The organism is Geodermatophilus sp. SYSU D01036 (assembly GCF_054050435.1).
The window spans coordinates 330,035-347,798 of record NZ_JBJGZJ010000002.1 but is presented as its reverse complement, the minus strand read 5'-3'; the positions used below and the strand labels follow the sequence as shown (position 1 = coordinate 347,798).

At 74.9% G+C, this 17,764-nt stretch carries 18 protein-coding genes and 4 tRNA genes; 7 read left to right on the top strand and 15 right to left on the bottom strand.

All coding sequences use genetic code 11. From position 1 onward, the window contains the following. Positions 1 to 8: 8 nt before the first annotated feature. From ACI8AR_RS04105 to ACI8AR_RS04070, 8 genes are all read right to left on the bottom strand, one after another. The gene (locus ACI8AR_RS04105) at positions 9 to 1,220 is read right to left on the bottom strand and encodes a glycosyltransferase family 4 protein (protein ID WP_457049835.1); all 1,212 of its coding nucleotides are present in this window, start codon (positions 1,218 to 1,220) and stop codon (positions 9 to 11) included. After that, positions 1,220 to 2,155, bottom strand: a complete 936-nt coding sequence (locus tag ACI8AR_RS04100; RefSeq protein WP_457049834.1) for a phosphatidylinositol mannoside acyltransferase — start codon at positions 2,153 to 2,155, stop codon at positions 1,220 to 1,222. The genes ACI8AR_RS04105 and ACI8AR_RS04100 overlap by 1 nt, the downstream gene beginning before the upstream one ends. After that, positions 2,152 to 2,784, bottom strand: coding sequence for a phosphatidylinositol phosphate synthase (pgsA, locus tag ACI8AR_RS04095; protein ID WP_457049833.1), 633 nt, complete (start codon positions 2,782 to 2,784; stop codon positions 2,152 to 2,154). Before pgsA ends, ACI8AR_RS04100 begins: the two co-directional genes overlap by 4 nt. A 2-nt stretch (positions 2,785 to 2,786) precedes the next feature. Continuing rightward, positions 2,787 to 3,380, bottom strand: a complete 594-nt coding sequence (locus ACI8AR_RS04090) for an HIT family protein (RefSeq protein ID WP_457049832.1) — start codon at positions 3,378 to 3,380, stop codon at positions 2,787 to 2,789. Beyond that, a complete protein-coding gene (gene thrS, locus ACI8AR_RS04085; RefSeq protein ID WP_457049831.1) occupies positions 3,377 to 5,440 on the bottom strand; it encodes a threonine--tRNA ligase in 2,064 nt (687 codons plus the stop codon). The genes ACI8AR_RS04090 and thrS overlap by 4 nt, the downstream gene beginning before the upstream one ends. Positions 5,441 to 5,542: 102 nt before the next feature. Next, positions 5,543 to 6,082: an MOSC N-terminal beta barrel domain-containing protein gene (locus ACI8AR_RS04080; RefSeq protein WP_457049830.1), complete on the bottom strand. Its 540-nt coding sequence runs from the start codon at positions 6,080 to 6,082 to the stop codon at positions 5,543 to 5,545. Positions 6,083 to 6,092: 10 nt separating this feature from the next. Next, complete coding sequence (locus ACI8AR_RS04075; protein ID WP_457049829.1) at positions 6,093 to 6,482, bottom strand: HNH endonuclease; 390 nt, start codon at positions 6,480 to 6,482, stop codon at positions 6,093 to 6,095. Between the two features lie 57 nt (positions 6,483 to 6,539). Continuing rightward, positions 6,540 to 6,971: a hypothetical protein gene (locus ACI8AR_RS04070; RefSeq protein WP_457049828.1), complete on the bottom strand. Its 432-nt coding sequence runs from the start codon at positions 6,969 to 6,971 to the stop codon at positions 6,540 to 6,542. Positions 6,972 to 7,082: 111 nt separating this feature from the next. On the opposite strand from ACI8AR_RS04070, the gene ACI8AR_RS04065 reads away from it, so the two are divergent. Beyond that, positions 7,083 to 7,628, top strand: coding sequence for a dihydrofolate reductase family protein (locus ACI8AR_RS04065; RefSeq protein WP_456939017.1), 546 nt, complete (start codon positions 7,083 to 7,085; stop codon positions 7,626 to 7,628). A 212-nt stretch (positions 7,629 to 7,840) separates the two neighbouring features. Here the strand turns inward: ACI8AR_RS04065 and ACI8AR_RS04060 are convergent. The 4 genes from ACI8AR_RS04060 to ACI8AR_RS04045 all read right to left on the bottom strand — a co-directional run bounded on the left by ACI8AR_RS04060 (position 7,841) and on the right by ACI8AR_RS04045 (position 9,967). After that, positions 7,841 to 7,912, bottom strand: a tRNA-Val gene (locus ACI8AR_RS04060). A 26-nt stretch (positions 7,913 to 7,938) separates the two neighbouring features. After that, positions 7,939 to 8,412 (bottom strand): TIGR02611 family protein, encoded by a 474-nt coding sequence (locus ACI8AR_RS04055; protein WP_456939016.1) that lies wholly within the window; start codon positions 8,410 to 8,412, stop codon positions 7,939 to 7,941. A 14-nt stretch (positions 8,413 to 8,426) separates the two neighbouring features. Continuing rightward, positions 8,427 to 9,320, bottom strand: coding sequence for an anti-sigma factor domain-containing protein (locus ACI8AR_RS04050; protein ID WP_457049827.1), 894 nt, complete (start codon positions 9,318 to 9,320; stop codon positions 8,427 to 8,429). Beyond that, the gene (locus tag ACI8AR_RS04045; RefSeq protein WP_457049826.1) at positions 9,317 to 9,967 is read right to left on the bottom strand and encodes a sigma-70 family RNA polymerase sigma factor; all 651 of its coding nucleotides are present in this window, start codon (positions 9,965 to 9,967) and stop codon (positions 9,317 to 9,319) included. Before ACI8AR_RS04045 ends, ACI8AR_RS04050 begins: the two co-directional genes overlap by 4 nt. Positions 9,968 to 10,181: 214 nt before the next feature. Here ACI8AR_RS04045 and ACI8AR_RS04040 point away from each other — a divergent pair, with 214 nt between their 5' ends. From ACI8AR_RS04040 to ACI8AR_RS04025, 4 genes are all read left to right on the top strand, one after another. After that, positions 10,182 to 10,631, top strand: coding sequence for an SsgA family sporulation/cell division regulator (locus ACI8AR_RS04040; RefSeq protein ID WP_457049825.1), 450 nt, complete (start codon positions 10,182 to 10,184; stop codon positions 10,629 to 10,631). Between the two features lie 98 nt (positions 10,632 to 10,729). Further along, positions 10,730 to 10,802 (top strand) — tRNA-Gly (locus tag ACI8AR_RS04035). 43 nt (positions 10,803 to 10,845) lie between these two features. After that, positions 10,846 to 10,916 (top strand) — tRNA-Cys (locus ACI8AR_RS04030). Between the two features lie 48 nt (positions 10,917 to 10,964). Next, positions 10,965 to 11,039, top strand: a tRNA-Val gene (locus ACI8AR_RS04025). 81 nt (positions 11,040 to 11,120) lie between these two features. Here the strand turns inward: ACI8AR_RS04025 and coaE are convergent. After that, positions 11,121 to 11,726, bottom strand: a complete 606-nt coding sequence (coaE, locus tag ACI8AR_RS04020; protein WP_457049824.1) for a dephospho-CoA kinase — start codon at positions 11,724 to 11,726, stop codon at positions 11,121 to 11,123. A 248-nt stretch (positions 11,727 to 11,974) separates the two neighbouring features. On the opposite strand from coaE, the gene ACI8AR_RS04015 reads away from it, so the two are divergent. Beyond that, positions 11,975 to 12,154: a hypothetical protein gene (locus tag ACI8AR_RS04015; protein ID WP_456939011.1), complete on the top strand. Its 180-nt coding sequence runs from the start codon at positions 11,975 to 11,977 to the stop codon at positions 12,152 to 12,154. 180 nt (positions 12,155 to 12,334) lie between these two features. Here the strand turns inward: ACI8AR_RS04015 and rpsA are convergent, their stop codons facing one another. Next, entirely contained in the window at positions 12,335 to 13,804 is a 1,470-nt protein-coding gene (gene rpsA, locus ACI8AR_RS04010; RefSeq protein ID WP_457049823.1) for a 30S ribosomal protein S1, read from the bottom strand. A 214-nt stretch (positions 13,805 to 14,018) separates the two neighbouring features. Here rpsA and ACI8AR_RS04005 point away from each other — a divergent pair, with 214 nt between their 5' ends. Then, a complete protein-coding gene (locus tag ACI8AR_RS04005) occupies positions 14,019 to 14,861 on the top strand; it encodes a class I SAM-dependent methyltransferase (protein WP_457049822.1) in 843 nt (280 codons plus the stop codon). A 96-nt stretch (positions 14,862 to 14,957) separates the two neighbouring features. Here the strand turns inward: ACI8AR_RS04005 and polA are convergent, their stop codons facing one another. Next, positions 14,958 to 17,696: a DNA polymerase I gene (gene polA / locus ACI8AR_RS04000; protein ID WP_457049821.1), complete on the bottom strand. Its 2,739-nt coding sequence runs from the start codon at positions 17,694 to 17,696 to the stop codon at positions 14,958 to 14,960. Positions 17,697 to 17,764: the final 68 nt, after the last annotated feature.

Sequence of the window (17,764 nt, the reverse complement as noted above, 5' to 3'; positions counted from 1 at the left end):
GGCCCACGCTAGCGGCGGACGCGCCTCAGCAGGGAGGGCAACACCCCGTCGGTGGTGGCCGTCACCTCCGGCCACGCCTCGTCGTCGCCGGCCGTGACCTCCCCTGCGCCGGGGAGCACGACGGTCTCGTAGACGGCGAGCACCCGGCGGGCGACCACCTGCCAGTCGTAGCCCGCGGCCACCTCGCTGCCGGTCGCCGACAGCGCCGCCCGGCGGGCGGGGTCGGCGAGCAGGTCCGACAGCGCCCGCGCCAGCGCCGCGCTGTCCCCGCGGCGCACCAGCACCCCGGCCGCGCCGTCCTCGAGCACCCGCGCGAACGCGTCGAGGTCGCTGGCCACGATCGGCGCGCCGGCGGCCATGGCCTCGATGAGCACCACGCCGAAGGACTCGCCGAGCAGGTTGGGCGCGCAGTAGACGTCCACCGAGCGCAGGAAGGCGGCCTTGTCGGCCTCGGGGATCTCGCCGAGCAGCGCCACGTGCGCGCGCAGGTCCTCCCCCACCGCCTCGCGCAGGGCGTCGGGGTCGCCGCGGCCGGCCACCAGCAGCCGGGCGCCGGGGTGCTCCCGGACGACGGTCCGCATCGCCTCCAGCAGCACCGGCAGGCCCTTGCGCGGCTCGTCGTAGCGGCCGAGGAACCCGATCGTCGGCCCGCCGACGCCGCGCGCGGCCCCGGGCAGGGTCGGGCCCTCGGCGAAGAACCCCACGTGCACGCCGTTGGGGATGATCACCGCGTCCCCGCCGAGGTGCTCGACCTGCACGCGGCGGGCGAAGTCGGACACGGCGATCCGGCCGGTGATCTTCTCCAGCCACGGGCGCACCACCGGACCCCAGGCGGCCAGCCACTTCGACCGCACGGTCGCGGCGTGGAAGGTGGCCACGATCGGGCCCGTGGCGATCATGCACACCAGCAGGCCGATCGACGGCGGCGCCGGGTCGTGCACGTGGACGACGTCGAAGTGCCCCTCGCGCAGCCAGCGGCGCACCCGCGCGGCGGACACCGGCCCGAACTGCACGCTGGCCATCGAGCCGTTGTACGGGATCGGCACGGTGCGCCCGGCCCAGGTGAGCCAGGGGTCGGTGAGCGACTCCTCGTGCTCGGCCGGGGTGAGCACCTCGACGTGGTGGCCGAGCCCGCGCAGCGTCTCGGCCAGGTCGCGCACGTGGTACTGGACGCCCCCGGGGACGTCCCACTGGTAGGGGCAGACCAGGCCGATCCGCATCAGCGACGCTCCCCCGCCGGCGGGTCGGGCGGCACGTCGGCCCAGATGCGCCCGAGCACGTGCCAGTCCTCCGGCTGCCGCGCGATGTCGGCGGTGAACGCGTCGGCAACGCCCTGCATCGCCGTCGCCACCCGGTCCCGCAGCCGGGTCCCGCCGTCCAGCGGCACCTCCTCGCCGACCTGCAGCACCCAGCCGCGCTCGCTGAACCGGCAGGTGACCGGGTGCAGCGAGGCGCCGGTCTGCGCCGCCAGCAGCGCGGGGCCGCCGGGCATGGTGGACGGCCGGCCGAAGAACTCGACCGGCACGCCGCCGGAGCCGAGGTCCCGGTCGACCAGCAGGCACACCGAGCGCCCGGCCTCCAGCCACTCCCGCAGCACCGCCGAGCTCGGCCGCTCCCCGCCGGTCAGCGGCACCACCCGCATGCCGAGGGTCTCCCGGTAGGCGAGGAACCGCTCGTACAGCGACTCCGGCCGCAGCCGCTCGGCGACGGTCATGAACGGCTCGCCGAGCCAGTCGAGGAACCACACCCCGGCGGCGTCCCAGTTGCCGCTGTGCGGCAGCGCCAGGATCACCGGCCGGCCCTGCGCGCGGGCGCGGGCGAGGTGGTCGATCCCGGGGACGACGGTGTCGCGCAGCACCCGCGCGGTGCCCAGGCGGGGCAGCCGGAAGGCCTCCTGCCAGTACCGGGCGTAGGAGCGCAGCGCGCGGGCGGTGAGCGCGTCGAGCTCGTCCTCGGCGAGCTTGCCGCCGGTGGCCACGCGCAGGTTGGCCCGCAGCTGGCGGGTGCCACGGCCCTCGCGGCCGGCGGCGAAGCGGGCGACCGCGTCGAACGCGCCGCGGGCCACCGGCTCGGGCAGCCACTGCACCGCCTGCCAGCCCGCGGCGTAGCCGAGGTCGGTGGCGCGCGCGGCCGCCCGCGCCCGGAGGCCGCTCACGGGGCCGGCGCCGTCGGCGTCAGCGACGTCCCGCGGGCGCCGCGGTGGACGGCGGCCACCCGCTGGGCGACGGTCACCGCGCCGCCCACCACCAGCAGCCACAGCCCCACGTCGACGGCGTACGGGAGGCCCAGGCCGGTGAGGCCCGTGCCGGCGAGCACCAGGATCAGCCGCTCGGTGCGCTCGACCAGGCCGACGTCGCACGGGATGCCGACGCCCTCGGCCCGCGCCTTGATGTAGCTGGTCAGCACGCCGAGGACGAGCCCCACCATCGCCAGCAGCGCGAGCAGCCGGTCGTCGCCCGCGCCGGTGTACCACCACACCAGCGCCCCGAAGACCGCGGCGTCGACGGCGCGGTCGCAGGTCGAGTCCAGCACCGCGCCGAACGCCGACCCGCCGCCGCGGGCCCGCGCGAGCGCGCCGTCGAGCATGTCGAGCAGCACGAACAGCGTGACGGTGAACGCGCCCCAGAACAGGTGCCCGGTGGCGATGAGGGTGACCGCCGCGGCGATCGCGCCGACCGTCCCGGTGACCGTGATCGCGTCCGGCGTCACCCCGGCCCGCGCCAGCCGGGTGACCACCGGTGCCCAGAACCGGCCGACGGCCGCCCGGGCACCCGACCCCAGCACGGTCAGTCCCCCGTCGGCGCGGTCGGCGGTGCCGGCGACGCCGCGCCCGGCCAGGCCGCGGCCAGCAGCCTGCGGGTCTCGGCCAGCACCTGCGGCAGCACCCGGGTGAGGCCGATGACCGGCATGAAGTTCGTGTCGCCGCCCCAGCGCGGCACCGCGTGCTGGTGCAGGTGGTCGGCGATGCCGGCCCCCGCCACCGATCCCTGGTTCATCCCGATGTTGAAACCGTGTGCTCCGGTCACCTGCCGCACCACCCGCATCGCCGTCTGCGTGAACGCGCCCAGCTCGGCGACCTCGGCGTCGGTCAGGTCGGTGTAGTCGGGCACGTGCCGGTACGGGACCACCATGAGGTGCCCGGCGTTGTAGGGGTAGAGGTTCAGCACCGCGAAGACGGTCGCGCCGCGCGCCACGACCAGTCCCTGCTCGTCCGGCATGGACGGGATGAGGCAGAACGGGCAGTCGTGCTCGCCGGTGGGCTTGCCCGAGCCCCGGATGTAAGCCATGCGGTAGGGCGTCCACAGGTGCTCGAAGACGGCGGCCGGCCCGCCGTCGTCGGCGGAGACGGGGACCGTGAAGCCGTCGGGCCCCACGGTCACCGCGACTCCAGGGGCGCGTCCGCCGTCGGGTCGGCGTTGTGCCGCGCGGCCACCCAGGCGGCGACGGCGTCGACGGCCTCGTCGACCGGCACGCCGTTGCGCTGGCTGCCGTCGCGGTAGCGGAAGGAGACCGCGCCGGCCTCGGCGTCGGTGGCCCCGGCGATGAGCACGAAGGGCACCTTCTGCTTGCTGGCGTTGCGGATCTTCTTCTGCATGCGGTCGTCGGAGTCGTCGACCTCGACCCGGATGCCGCGGGCGCGCAGCTTCAGCGCGACGTCGTCCAGGTAACCGACCTGGTCGTCGGTGACCGGGATGCCGACCACCTGCACCGGAGCGAGCCAGGCGGGGAAGGCGCCGGCGTAGTGCTCGGTGAGGACGGCGAAGAAGCGCTCGATCGAGCCGAACAGCGCCCGGTGCAGCATCACCGGCCGCTGGCGGGAGCCGTCGGCGGCGGTGTACTCGAGGCCGAACCGCTCGGGCAGGTTGAAGTCCACCTGGATGGTCGACATCTGCCAGCTGCGGCCGATGGCGTCGCGGGCCTGCACGGAGATCTTCGGGCCGTAGAACGCCGCGCCGCCGGGGTCGGGCACGAGCTCGAGGCCGGAGTCCAGCGCCGCCTGCCGCAGCGCCTCGGTGGCGACCTCCCAGCTCTCGTCCGACCCCACGGACTTGTCCGGGTTGCGGGTGGACAGCTCCAGGTGGAAGTCGGAGAGGCCGTAGTCGGCGAGCAGGCCGAGCACGAAGTCGAGCAGCCCGCGCAGCTCCCCGGCCATCTGCTCGGGGGTGCAGTAGATGTGCGCGTCGTCCTGGGTGAAGCCGCGGGCGCGGGTGAGCCCGTGGATGACGCCGGACTTCTCGTACCGGTAGACGGTGCCGAACTCGAACAGCCGCAGCGGCAGCTCGCGGTAGGACCGGCCGCGGGACCCGAACACCAGGTTGTGCATCGGGCAGTTCATGGGCTTGAGGTAGTAGTCCTGCCCCTGCCTGCGGACGGTGCCGTCGGCGTCGCGCTCCTCGTCGAGCTGCATGGGCGGGTACATGCCCTCGGCGTACCAGTCGAGGTGGCCGGAGATCTCGAACAGCCGGCCCTTGGTGATGTGCGGGGTGTTGACGAAGGAGTAGCCGCCCTCCTCGTGCCGCTGCCGGCTGTAGGCCTCCAGCTCCCGCCGGACGACGCCTCCCTTGGGGTGGAACACCGCCAGGCCCGACCCAATCTCGTCGGGGAAGCTGAACAGGTCCAGCTCGGCGCCCAGCCGGCGGTGGTCGCGGCGCTCGGCCTCGGCGACCTGCTCCAGGTAGGCCTTGTGCGCCTCGCGGCTCTCCCACGCGGTGCCGTAGACCCGCTGCAGCTGCGGGTTCTTCTCGCTCCCGCGCCAGTAGGCCGCCGCCGACCGGGTGAGGCTGAACGCCGGGATGGTCGAGGTGCGCGGCAGGTGCGGGCCGCGGCACAGGTCGGTCCACACGCGCTCACCGGTGCGCGGGTCGAGGTTGTCGTACATGGTCAGCTGCGCGCCGCCGACCTCGACGTCGGCGCCGTCACCGGAGGACGCGGCCTCGCCGCCCTTCAGGCCGATCAGCTCGAGCTTGTACGGCTCGTGCGCGAGCTCGGCGCGGGCGTCGTCGTCGCTGACCTCCCGGCGGGAGAAGCGCTGCCCGGCCTTGACGATCTGCTGCATGCGCTTCTCCAGCGCCTGCAGGTCCTCGGGGGTGAACGGCTTCTCCGGGTCGAAGTCGTAGTAGAAGCCGTTCTCCACCGGCGGGCCGATGCCCAGCCGGGTGCCGGGGAACAGGTCCTGCACGGCCTGGGCGAGCACGTGCGCGGTCGAGTGCCGGATGACCGCGCGGCCCTCGGGGCTGGCGGCGGGGACGGGCTCGACCTCGGCGTCGGCGTCGGGGGCCCAGGCGAGGTCGCGCAGGTCGCCGGTGGCGAGGTCGCGGACGACGACGGCACCGTCGGGGCCCTTGAGCGCGACCCCGGCCTCCTTGAGCGCCTGCTCGGCCGTCGTCCCGGCCGGCACCCGGATCGGGGCGGTTGCGGCAGGGGTGGGCGCGGCGGACACGGGGGCTCCTGGGGGGTCGCGAGGTGCTCGGACGGCGCCCGGCCGGAGGCGGACGCGCACCGGCCAGCCTAACGAGCGTCCGCACCGGCCCCGGGGACCCGACTACGTGGGGAGGACCTCGTCGCCGACCGTGACCGTCCCCGGCTCGGCCACCTCGGCGTAGACGCCCAGGCAGTGCCGCGGCAGCCGCGTGACCTGCAGCACGGCCGAGCCCAGCCGCAGCCGGCGGCCCACCCAGGTCCGCTCGTCGTCGGCGGGCAGGTCGAGGAGCAGGTTGGCCCGCGGGTCCTCGGTGCCGCAGCCGGCCGGGACGACGCCGGCCGCCGCCCGGTCCAGCGCCTGCCGGGAGACCAGGTGCACCGCCGCGGCGCCCTCGGGGCGGCCGGTCAGCGGCTCGAGGCGCACCGGCCGGCCCAGCGCCGCGGCGACGGCGGCGGCGTCGAGGTCGGGGTGGCCGGTGGGGGTGACGCCGGCCAGCTCGGGGGCGTCCCTGCCGCGCAGCACCCGGCCGTCGGCGTCGACGACGGCGGTCTCGCGGTCCCCGGCCAGCCCGGCGGGGCCGACGTCGGCGGACCGCAGGGGCGTCCCGGCGCAGCCGCGGACCGGGTAGACCGAGATGCCGACGACCGTCCCCGCGCTCACGCGGGCCAGGCTAGGCGGACCGGGCGACGACGACACCGCGGCGGCGCAGCCGGCGCAGCTGGGACTCCAGGTACGGCCGGGCCCGGCGCTGCCCGCCGCGGGCGGCGATCGCCTCGGCCAGCCCGGTCAGGACGCGGGCCAGCCGCTCCTCGTCGGCGGGCCAGCCGCGGCGCAGGCACTCCTCCAGCCACTCGACCGGCGCGGTGTGCCCGCGCTCACCGTTGCACCGCCGGCAGGCGGCCACCTCGTTCTCCAGCCACGACGGGCCGCCCTTGACCCGCGGCACGACGTGCTCGGTGGTCGGGGGAACGTGCCCCGTGAGCCCGCGGCCGCACCAGATGCAGGTGGGGCCGTCCCGCTCCACGGCCGCGTCCAGCCGGGCGACCCTGTCCAGTGCCATCACCCCCATGGTGCGCCCGATCCGGACGCGGGCGGCGGGTGCGCCCGGCTTGGCGCGTCAGTCGCGGCGGGCGCGCCCGGCCACCCGCGGGGGCCGCGGCAGCAGCGCGGCCGTGAGGGCGGCCTGCCGGCGGCGGCGGACCGCCCGCCGGAGCCGCTCCCGGCCGGGGCCGCCACCGGGCGGGGAGGCCGACCACACGAGGTCGCCCGCCCCGGTGCCGTCGTCGCCGGCGCGGTCCCGCAGGTGCGCGAGGACGCGGCCGGCGAGGTCGTCGTCGGTGAGCAGCGCCGCCCAGCCCTCGGGGTCCCGGCCCTCGGCGGCCAGCGCCTCGCCGATCCAGCCGAACACCCCGGGGCCGAAGGCCCGCACCGCCAGGTCCCCGACGACGGCGTGCGCGGCGTCGACCGCCGTCCCCGCCTCGAGCGCCACCTCCAGCTCGACGACGGCGCGCAGCGTGTACGCATCGGGCACCGGCGGGGTCGACTCCATGCCCGCATCGTGCAGCACGGCGGGTCCGCCACCGATGAGAAACGGGATCGGCCAGTGTCTGCCCCGACGAGACCGGCCGACAGGGGCCGGCCGACCGACCGAGGAGCAGACATGGGCGTCATCCGGGTGCACGAGTTCACCACCGTCGACGGGGTCGTCGACGCACCGATGTGGACGGTCGACTACGGGTTCCCCGACGACCTGGCCGCCTCCATCGGGTCGATCACCGCGCCGGCGACGGGCATCCTGCTCGGCCGCACGACCTTCGAGATGTTCGCGCCGGCGTGGTCCACCCGGACCGTCGAGGACGACCCCGGCGCGCCGTTCTTCAACGACACGACCAAGTACGTCGTCTCCTCGACGCTGGCCGACGCCGAGGGCGTGTGGCGGAACTCCACCTCCCTCGGCGGCTACGACGCCGACCGGATCCGGGAGCTCAAGGCCGACCGGGACCTCTACGTCAGCGGCAGCGCCACCCTCGTGCGGGCGCTGGTCGCCGACGGGCTGGTCGACGAGCTGCACCTGTACGTGTACCCGGTCGCCGTCGGCGAGGGCATCCACCTGTTCCCCGAGGGCACGAAGCAGAAGCTGTCGCTGGTCGGCGTCGAGGCGCTGAGCAACGGCGTCGCGCACCTCACCTACGGCCCGGCCGCCTGAGCCGCCGGTCACCGCGCGAGAGGCCGGGCTCCCCGTCGTCGGGAGCCCGGCCTCTCGTCGTCCAGGAGGGCGGCAGCAGGCAGGACCCGCCGCCCTCGGGGCCGGCCTGCACCACCCGGCCGGGGCGGCCGGGCCAGGGGCGACGACGCCGTTCCCTCCGTTCACGACGAGAGGGCCGGGCCCCCGTCGGGAGCCCGGCCCTCTCGTGCCGGTGGGCGATACTGGGTTCGAACCAGTGACCTCTTCGGTGTGAACGAAGCGCTCTACCACTGAGCCAATCGCCCGTTGCGCCGTCCATGATGCCAGACGGTCAGCGCCACAGGGGCACCCACCCCGGCACCCAGTCCGGAACGCCGGTGACGTGCAGGGTGACGACCAGGACGCCGTAGACGAACGCCGCCGTCAGGACGCCGATGCCCAGGCGCACCCACACCGGCTGGCGGCCCAGCCAGTCGGTCCAGGCCTTGACGTGCCGCTTGGTGAACTCCAGCAGCCGCTCGGCCCAGGTGAACTCGGTGGCGAGCACGAACAGGCCGGCGATGACGGTGAGCCAGCCGGGCCCCGGCAGCGGGATGGTGACCAGGCCGACGGCGACGACGAGGCCGCCGACGATGCCGACGACCATCCGGTAGGCGTGGTCGACCGAGCGGCGGGCGGCCAGGCGCCGGCGCCACCGGGACTCCGCGACCCGCTCGCGCAGGCTGTGGACGCCGTCGTGGTCGAAGTGCTCCCGCCGCTGCTCCGCGGTCGGGCGTGCCCGCCGCTCCCGCGGGGGCGGCGGCACCGTGTCCTGTCCGCTCAGCTGGTCACCTGCCCGTTCGCCACCACGTCCGACGGTCCCGCCGGAGCCTGCCGCCCGGGCTCGATGCTGATCGCGTACGCCGCGTAGTCGTCGAGACCGGTCGAGGCGGAGCCTACGGTCCGGAGGTCGGTCCGTGGGGAGACGACGTCGAAGGTGCCGAGCGCCACGGGTGCGTCGTCGACCACCCCCCACACCACGTAGACGCTGTCGCGGCTGTCGTTGACCCGCAGGCCGTGCGCGACGACCTCCAGCTGCGCGTCACGGGCGACGACGGTGGCCACCGGGTCGCCGTCGCCGTCCTGGACGGGGGCGATGGTCGCCCGGCCCGGCTGCAGCAGCGCCTCGAGGACCTGCTGCTGCTCCGCGGCGGCGGCGCGGGCGTCGTCCCGGGCGGAGCTCAGCACGACGTTCCACGTGCCGAGCGCCAGGATCGCGGCGACGGCCGCGGCGACCAGCGCGTTGGGCAGCACCCGCCGCCACACCGGGCGCGGGTCCGGCGCGGGCTCCCCCGGCACGGGCACGTAGCCGGGGAAGCCGGTGGCGACGGGACGGTCGGTGCGGCGGCGGCCGCCGGGGGTGTCCGGCGCCGGCGGCGGCACGGGCGCCGCGGCCGGGGCCGCGGGGTCGACGCCGGCCGGCGGCGGGAGCTGCTCGGTCTCCTCGACCGCGGCCCGCAGCCGCTCGCGCAGCCGGTCGTCCGGCTCGGCCTGCGGCAGGTCCGTGGCCAGCGCCGCCATCACGTCGGCGGTCTCGGCGACGGTCCGGGTGCACCGCGGGCAGGTGGGCAGGTGGGCGCCGAACAGCGCCTCGTCCTCGGGCTCGAGCGCGTGCAGCGCCCACCCGACGGCGAGCTCGTCGAAGGGCTCGTGGGAGTCGGGGCGCGGGCTCACCGGGCACCTCCGTCGACCGCGGCGGGACCGCTGAGCGCGCCACCGGCGGTGGGCCCGGCGACCCCGCCGAGCTCCTCCTTCAGCCGGCGCATGCCGGCCAGCATGCGGGTCTTCACCGTCCCCAGCGGCGCGCGGGTCAGGGCCGCGACCTCCCGCTGCGTGTACCCGCCGTAGTAGGCGAGGGTGAGTGCCTCCCGCTGGGCGTCGGGCAGCGCCCCGAGCGCGGTGCGCACCCGCTCGGACACCACCCGGTCCCACGCCTCGTCCTCGACGTCGCGGGCGCTGGTGGGGGCGCTCAGCGCGAGGTCGTCCTCGGCGCGGGCCCGGCGGCGGCGGTGCGACTCCTCCCGGCGGACGGCGTCGACGGCCTTGTGGTGGACCATCGCCATCAGCCAGGCGGAGAAGCTGCCGCGGGCGCCGTCGTAGGCGTGCGGGTCGCGCCAGACGGTGAGGAACACGTCCTGGACGACGTCCTCGGCGAGGGTGTCGTCGGCGAGCACCCGCCTGGCCAGCGCGAACGCCGGCCGGCGGAACCGGTCGTAGAGGTCGTCCACGGCACCCCGGTCGCCCGCCCGTACGCGCGCCACGAGGTCCAGGTCACCGGGGTCGCCCTCCGGACGTCGTGCCGGACGCGTCACGGTTCCCATGGTCACACGTCGCATTCGCAACACCGCGCATCACGGTTCACCACGCCGGGTAGGGGCATCCCCGGATGGTCGCCGCCCCTGAACCCGGCGGGACCGCGCGGACCGGTCGGGAAGATGACCGCCGCGGCCGGCCGGCCGTGGCGACACGCCCGACAACAGGCCGGCGCAACATCCGACTCCGCTCGTCGTTACACGTTGCATGGATCGAGGCGACATGGCACACCGCTCCCCGTCCGGGTACTCCGTCCCGACGACGCTGTACCTGGTCGGACCGACCTCGTGGACCGAGGTGCCGGCCGCCCTCTCCTACGCGGTGCACGACCCCTTCGCGGTGCGGATCGGCTTCGGCGAGGGCGGGGAGGGCGCCGACGACGGCATCACCTGGCTGCTCGGCCGCGAGCTGCTCGCCGCCGGGCTCGAGCGGCCGGCCGGCGACGGCGACGTCCGCATCTGGCCGGCCCGCACCAGCGGTGACGTGCTGTACCTGCACCTGCGCGCCCCGTCCGGGGAGGCGCTGTTCGAGCTGTCCCGCGCCACGGTGGCCGCGTTCCTGCAGCGCACCGAGGAGCTCGTGCCCTCCGGGCAGGAGACGGCGGCGCTCGACGTCGACGACGAGCTGGCCGCGCTGCTGTCCGGCGGCGGGGCCGACCCCGGGGCGCGGTGACCCCGGGGGGACCCCCCGTGAAACCCCCGCCAGGGGTCGGGTATGGTTCTCCCTGCACGACAGCGACACAACAGAACGACACAACAGAACACAGCAACGCGGACGTGGCTCAGTTGGTAGAGCATCACCTTGCCAAGGTGAGGGTCGCGGGTTCGAATCCCGTCGTCCGCTCGGGACCTCGGGCGCTGGTCGCGAGACCGGCGCCCGTGTGTGCGGTGGAGTGGCCGAGAGGCGAGGCAACGGCCTGCAAAGCCGTCTACACGGGTTCAAATCCCGTCTCCACCTCGGCTCCTCGCCGAGCGCGTGGAGCGGGCCGGTCGGCAGGCCGGACTCGGGCGATTGGCTCAGTGGTAGAGCGCTACCTTGACACGGTAGAGGTCACTGGTTCGAACCCAGTATCGCCCACCAGCACGCAGAGCCCCGGACCCCAGCGGTCCGGGGCTCTCGTCGTTCCCGGGGCCGGTCACCCCGCGCCGGCGGGGCGGGCGCTCACCGCCGCTCCCCCACCGCCGGCGCCACCCGCTCCTCCCAGAACCGCTCCACCTGGGCGGCGAGCGCCTCGGGGGCGCCGCTGTTGTCGAGGACGACGTCGGCCACCGCCCGGCGCTGCTCGTCGGTGGCCTGGGCGGCGATGCGGGCGCGCGCGTCGTCCTCGGTGAGCCCGCGCAGGACCAGCCGGGCGACACGGGTGTCCAGGTCGGCCTCGACGACCAGCACGAGGTCGTACGCGCCGGCCTGGCCGGTCTCCACCAGCAGCGGGACGTCCTGGACGACGACGGCGTCCTCGGCAGCCGCCTGGACGACCTCCAGGGCCCGGGCACGCACCAGCGGGTGCACGATGCCGTCCAGCCGCGCCCGCGCCTGCGGGTCGGCGAAGACGACCGCGGCCAGCGCCGGGCGGTCCAGCGCGCCCTCGGGGGTGAGCACCTCCGGCCCGAAGGCGTCGACGACGGCGGCCAGCCCCGGCGTGCCGGGCTCCACGACCTCCCGGGCGATGCGGTCGGCGTCCACGACCAGCGCCCCGCGGGCCGCCAGCAGCGCGGCCACCGTGCTCTTCCCCGACCCGATCCCGCCGGTCAACCCGATCCGCAGCACGGACGGACGGTAACGAGCGCGCGGACCGCGGTCACGGACGGGTAACACCCGTCCCCCGTGTCCGGCGCGTCGCACCAGTCACACCCGTCACTCCTCATAACGTCCGCCCCGTCGGTTCCCCATGGAGGGGGACGCAGCCGAGGAAGGCAGGCAGCCCGATGTCGCAGCCCCGTACCGCCGTCGCGACGGTCCCCGCCGGTCCCCGCACCCCGGGCCGGCACCGGGCGGAGCGTGCAGGCGGGATCCGGGTGGCCGACATCCCCGCCGTCCGCGCCCGCATGGCGCTGCAGCAGGCCGAGCCCTCGCGCCGCGGGGCGTTCCTCCGCTGGCTGCTCGACGCCGCCCCGGCCGGCCGCCACACCTGGCAGTCGCTGGCCGCGGCCGGCGGCCGCCCGCGCTCGGCCTTCGCGATCATCCTCAGCCTCTGAGGGAGCGCCCCTCCGCCGCACGTCGGCGGACGGGGGCTGATCGGACCGGGTGCCCGCCCGGACGGGGACGGCGGGCGGGCACCCCTCTGCGCCACCCGGTGCGCGCACGACAGAGGCCCAGGACCTCGCAGGTCCTGGGCCTCCGTCGTTCGTTCAGACCGTCAGCGCACGGTCAGCGGGTCACTCCCCGCCGGCGAGCTTGGCCCGCAGCGCGGCGAGCGCCTCGTCGCTGGCCAGGGTGCCGCCGCCACCGGTGGTGGTGTCCGCGGGGGCGTCACCGCCGGAGGAGTAGTTGCCCCCGGCCGCGGCCTCCGCGTCGGCCGCGCGGGCCTCGGCGATCTGCTTCCGGTGCGCCTCGAAACGGGCCTGGGCCTCGGCGTACTGCCGCTCCCAGGTCTCCCGGGCCTCCTCGTAGCCCTCGAGCCACTCGCCGGTCTCCGGGTCGAAGCCCTCGGGGTAGATGTAGTTGCCCTGCTCGTCGTACGAGGCGGACATGCCGTAGGCGGCCGGGTCGAACTGCTCCTCGTCGCCGATGACGCCCTCGTTGGCCTGCTTGAGCGACAGGCTGATGCGGCGCCGGTCGAGGTCGATGTCGATGACCTTGACGAGGATCTCGTCGCCGACCTGCACGACCTGCTCCGGGATCTCCACGTGGCGCTCGGCCAGCTCGGAGATGTGGACCAGGCCCTCGATGCCCTCGTCGACCCGGACGAACGCACCGAAGGGCACCAGCTTGGTGACCTTGCCCGGCACGACCTGGCCGATCTGGTGGGTGCGGGCGAACTGGCGCCACGGGTCCTCCTGCGTCGCCTTCAGCGACAGGGAGACCCGCTCGCGGTCGAGGTCGACGTCGAGGACCTCGACGGTGACCTCCTGGCCCACCTCGACGACCTCGGACGGGTGGTCGATGTGCTTCCAGGACAGCTCGGAGACGTGCACGAGGCCGTCGACGCCGCCGAGGTCGACGAACGCACCGAAGTTGACGATCGAGGAGACGACGCCGGTGCGCACCTGACCGCGGGCGAGCTTGTTGAGGAACTCGCTGCGGACCTCGGACTGCGTCTGCTCCAGCCACTGCCGGCGGGAGAGGACGACGTTGTTGCGGTTCTTGTCGAGCTCGATGATCTTCGCCTCGAGCTCGCGGCCCACGTAGGGCTGCAGGTCGCGGACACGGCGCATCTCGACCAGCGACGCGGGGAGGAAGCCGCGCAGGCCGATGTCGAGGATGAGGCCGCCCTTGACGACCTCGATGACGGTGCCGGTGACGACCTCGTCGGCTTCCTTCTTGGCCTCGATCGTGCCCCAGGCGCGCTCGTACTGGGCGCGCTTCTTGGACAGGATCAGGCGGCCTTCCTTGTCCTCCTTCTGGAGGACGAGAGCTTCCACCTCGTCGCCGACCTTGACGACCTCGTTGGGGTCGACGTCGTGCTTGATGGACAGCTCGCGCGAGGGGATGACGCCCTCGGTCTTGTAGCCGATGTCCAGCAGCACCTCGTCCCGGTCGACCTTGACGATGACGCCTTCGACGATGTCGCCGTCGTTGAAGTACTTGATCGTCTGGTCGATCGCGGCGAGGAAGTCCTCGGCGGTGCCGATGTCGTTCACCGCGATCTGGGGGGTGCTGTCGGGACGGACCTGGGTGGAGGTCATGTGGTCGAGTGCTCCGGACGGGGGATGCGTAGGGACAGGTGGACCGCGGCCGGGTGACCGCGGGAGCGGGGAGAGCCGGCGCGCGCCGATCCCTTGCGGGTAACAGCACTGACAGACCTCTGGCGCACCCCCATGGTACGGACGCGCGCGCACCGGGGTCCACCGGGTGGGCGACCTCTGCCGATCCGCCGCGGCGTGTCACGCTGGGCGTGTCATGATGCCGCCGCCCGCGCTCCCCCTCGGGCCCGACGGCTACCCCGCGGCCGGGGGCGTCGAACGCCGGCCGGCCGGGTCCGCCGAGTCGGTCCGGGCCAACCGCGGCTGGTGGGACGCCGCCGCGCCGGCCTACCTCGCCGAGCACGGCGAGGACCTCGGCGACGTCGACTTCCTGTGGTGCCCGGAGGGGCTGCGCGAGGCCGACGCGCACCTGCTCGGCGACGTCGCCGGCCGCCGGGTGCTCGAGGTCGGCTGCGGTTCGGCGCCGTGCGCGCGGTGGCTGCGCCGGGCCGGGGCCGACGTCGTCGCGCTGGACCTGTCGGCCGGGATGCTCGCCCGCGCGGCGGAGCTCGGCCGCGGCACCGGGATCGCGGTCCCGCTGCTGCAGGCCGACGTCGGCGCGCTGCCGCTGGCCGGCGGGTCGTTCGACGTCGTCTGCTCGGCGTTCGGCGGGCTGCCGTTCGTCGCCGACGTCGAGGGGGCGCTGGCCGAGGTGGCGCGGGTGCTGCGCCCGGGCGGGCGGTTCGCCGCGTCGGTCAACCACCCGTTCCGCTGGCCGCTGCCGGACTCCCCCGACCCCGGGGACCTGCGGGTCGTCTCGTCCTACTTCGACCGCCGGCCCTACGTGGAGACCGACGGCGAGGGGCGGACGGTCTACGTCGAGCACCACCGCACGGTCGGCGACTGGGTGCGCGCCGTCGTCGGGGCGGGCCTGGTCCTCGACGACCTGGTCGAGCCGGAGTGGACGCCGGGCCGCACGCAGGAGTGGGGCCAGTGGTCGCCGGCCCGCGGCGCCCTCGTCCCCGGCACGCTGGTCCTGGTCGCGCACCGCCCTCGCTGAAGGGCCCCGGTGCCCCCCACGCCTCGCAGGCTCGGCGCGGGCCCCTGCACCGGGGCCGCTCGTGCCGGCACCTGACCCTCTGCTCGAGGTCGAGGGTCAGTGGGCGGCGGCGTCCCAGCTGCGGCCGACGCCGACCGAGACCTCCAGCGGCACCGACAGCTGCGCGGCCCCCGACATCTCGCGGCGGACCAGCGCCTCCAGCGCCTCCCGCTCCCCCGGCGCCACCTCGAGCACGAGCTCGTCGTGCACCTGCAGCAGCATCCGCGAGCGCAGCCCCTCGGCCTCGATCGCCCGCTCGACGCCGAGCATCGCGACCTTGATGACGTCGGCCGCCGAGCCCTGGATCGGGGCGTTGAGCGCCATCCGCTCGGCCATCTGCCGCCGCTGCCCGTTGTCGCTGGTGAGGTCGGGCAGGTAGCGGCGCCGGCCGAGGGTGGTCTCGGTGTAGCCGCGCAGCCGGGCCTCCTCGACGACGCCGTCGAGGTACTCGCGGATCCCGCCGAAGCGCTCGAAGTAGGCGTGCATCTGCTCGCGCGCCTCCTCGGTGGAGATGCGCAGCTGCGTCGCCAGCCCGTAGGCGCTCAACCCGTAGGCCAGGCCGTAGCTCATCGCCTTGATCCGGCGCCGCATCTCCGGGTCGACGTCCCCGATCGGGATGTCGTAGGCCCGCGAGGCGACGAACGAGTGCAGGTCCTCCCCGGAGGTGAAGGCCTCGATGAGCCCCTCGTCCCCGGACAGGTGGGCCATGATCCGCATCTCGATCTGGCTGTAGTCGGCCGTCATCAGCGACTCGAAGCCGGGGCCCACGACGAACGCCTGCCGGATCCGGCGCCCCTCGGCGCTGCGGATCGGGATGTTCTGCAGGTTCGGGTCGATCGAGGACAGCCGGCCGGTGGCGGCGATCGTCTGCTGGAACGTCGTGTGGATGCGGCCGGCGTCGTCGACCATCGGGATCAGCCCGTCGATGACCGTGCGCAGCCGGGTGACGTCCCGGTGGCGCATCAGGTGCTCGAGGAACGGGTGCCCGGTCTGGGCGAGGAGGCCGGTGAGCGCGTCGGCGTCGGTGGTGTACCCGCTCTTGATCTTCTTGGTCTTCGGCAGGCCCAGCTCGTCGAACAGCACCGCCTGCAGCTGCTTGGGCGAGCCGAGGTTGATCTCCCGGCCGATGACGGCGTACGCCTCGGCGGCCGCGGCGGCCACGCCCTCGGCGAACTCGCGCTGCAGCTCGCTGAGCAGGTCCGTGTCGACGGCGATGCCGCGGAGCTCCATCCGGGCGAGCACCCGGGTCAGCGGCAGCTCCATCCCCGCGAGCAGGTGGTCCCCGCCCTTCTGCGCGAGGACCTGCTCGAGGGCGTCGGAGAGGTCGTTGACCGCGACCGCCTTGACGACGTCGGCGTGCGCGGCCTCGGCGGCGAGGTCGGCCTCGCTCGGGCCCAGCCCGTCGAGGGTCATCTGGCCCGCGGGCTCGGCGGCGTCCCTGAGCTCGCGCTTGAGGTAGCGCACCGAGAGGTCGCCGAGGTCGAAGGAGCGCTGCCCCGGCGTCGCCAGGTAGGCGGCCAGCGCGGTGTCGCTGGCCAGGCCCTGCAGGTCCCAGCCGCGCGCCCACACCGCCAGCAGCGGGCCCTTGACGTCGTGCGCCACCTTCTCGGCGGCCGGGTCGGCCAGCCAGTCGGCCAGCGCCTGCTCGTCGGCGACGTCGAGGTCGGGGCCGCAGTCGACGAACACGGCGTGGTCGTCGGCGGCGGCCAGCGCCAGCCCGGCCAGCTCACCGGTCCCCCGCCCCCAGGTGCCGCGGAAGATCACACCGGTCCGCCCGGTGCGGGCGTGCGCGTCCAGCCACGCCGACAGCCCGCCGGCCGGGACGTCGTCGGCGGTGACGTCGAAGCCGCCCTCGACCTCGGGCTCGGCGCTGCTCAACGTGGCGAACAGCCGCTCGCGCAGCACCCGGAACTGCAGGTTGTCGAAGAGGGTGTGCACCTCGTTGCGGTCCCACGCGCGGACGGCGAGGTCCTGCGGGCCCAGCTCCAGCGCGACCTGCCGGTCCAGCTCGGTCAGCCGCCGGTTCTGCAGCACCGAGGACAGGTGCTCGCGCAGCTTCTCGCCCACCTTGCCCTTGACCGTGTCGACCCGGTCCACCAGCTCGTCGAGGGAGCCGTACTCGCGGACCCACTTGGCCGCGGTCTTCTCCCCCACGCTCGGGATGCTGGGCAGGTTGTCGCTCGGGTCCCCGCGCAGCGCGGCGTAGTCCGGGTACTGCTGCGGCGTCAGGCCGTACTTGGCCTCGACCTCCTCCGGCGTGAACCGGGTGAGGTCCGAGACGCCCTTGCGCGGGTACAGCACGGTGACGTGCTCGTTGACCAGCTGCAGCGCGTCGCGGTCGCCGGTGCAGATGAGCACGTCCATGCCCTGCTCGACGGCCTGCACGGTGAGCGTGGCGATGACGTCGTCGGCCTCGTAGCCCGGCGCGGTGATCACCGGGACCCGCAGCGCGGCGAGCACCTCCTGGATGAGGCTGACCTGCCCGCGGAAGTCGGTGGGGCTCTCGGAACGGTTCGCCTTGTACTCCGCGTAGATCTCGCTGCGGAAGGTCTGCCGGCCGACGTCGAAGGCCACCGCGAGGTGGGTGGGCTGCTCGTCGCGCAGCACGTTGATCAGCATCGACGTGAAGCCGTAGACGGCGTTGGTCGGCTGGCCCGTCGTCGTGGAGAAGTTCTCCACCGGCAGCGCGAAGAAGGCGCGGTAGGCCAGCGAGTGCCCGTCGAGGAGGAGCAGCCGCGGCCGCGTCCCCGGACTCGAGGGGGCGGTGGGCGCGGGGGTGGTCACCGGAGCGGACATCGCGCACGATCCTAGGTGCGCCCGCCCACGGTTCCGAGGCCCCGCACGGAGGGCCGGCCCGCCCGCCG